Here is an 894-nt window from a genome sequence, read left to right as displayed (position 1 = left end):
ACGAACTGTACAAAGTAACAAAAACACAATTTATCATAAACCTGAAATTATCTTTATAAGTACTTTTCCTCCTAAGTTATGCGGTATTGCAACATATTGTCAGGATTTGATACAATCCCTTAAGTTAAAATTTAGAGAATCATTTAGCATCATTATCTGCCCAATGGAAACTGAGGATGAGCATTATCAATATGAAGAAGATCCTGAATATCGCTTAAATACATCCGATGCCATATCTTATTTGGAGCTTGCTGATAAAATCAACAAAAATAACAATATTCAACTGGTTATGCTCCAGCATGAATTTGGATTTTTCAACGAAACCCCAAACGGATTAATTCTTTTTCTTCAAAATTTAGAAAAAGATCTCATCATTACTTTTCACACAGTTCTACCGAAGCCGGATCCGGAATTAAAAGAAAAGGTAAAAGAAATCAGCAATTTTGTAAAATCTATTATTGTAATGACTGGTATTTCTGCGGATGTCCTGGCCAATGATTATGATATTTCATATGATAAAATTAAAGTGATACCCCACGGTACCCATTTACTTCCATTTATCGATAAAATTTCACTAAAAACAAAATATGGATTTAAAGATAAAAAAATACTTTCCACATTTGGTTTACTGGGTTCTGGTAAAAATATTGAAACCACTTTGGAAGCACTCCCTGAAATCGTCTCCCAAAATCCGGATGTGATATTTCTGATTATTGGAAAGACACACCCCGGCATCATTAAATATGAAGGAGAAAAGTACCGTGATTTTTTACAGCATACTGTTAAGAGACTTCATCTGGAAAAACATACTTACTTTATCAACCAGTATCTGCCTTTAGATGAGCTGCTAGATTATCTTCAGCTTACCAATATCTATCTTTTCACTTCTAAAGA

General features: G+C 32.7%; 1 protein-coding gene. It reads left to right on the top strand.

Going from position 1 to position 894, the window contains the following annotated elements; genetic code table 11:
* Positions 1 to 163: 163 nt before the first annotated feature.
* On the top strand, positions 164 to 894 hold a 731-nt coding region (locus CHRY9293_RS18385; RefSeq protein WP_228455606.1), incomplete at its 3' end, for a glycosyltransferase.

It is taken from the genome of Chryseobacterium potabilaquae (assembly GCF_902728265.1).
GTDB lineage: Bacteria > Bacteroidota > Bacteroidia > Flavobacteriales > Weeksellaceae > Chryseobacterium > Chryseobacterium potabilaquae.
The sequence above is the reverse complement of the archived record's forward strand: the minus strand, read 5'-3'. Positions and strand labels throughout refer to the sequence as shown.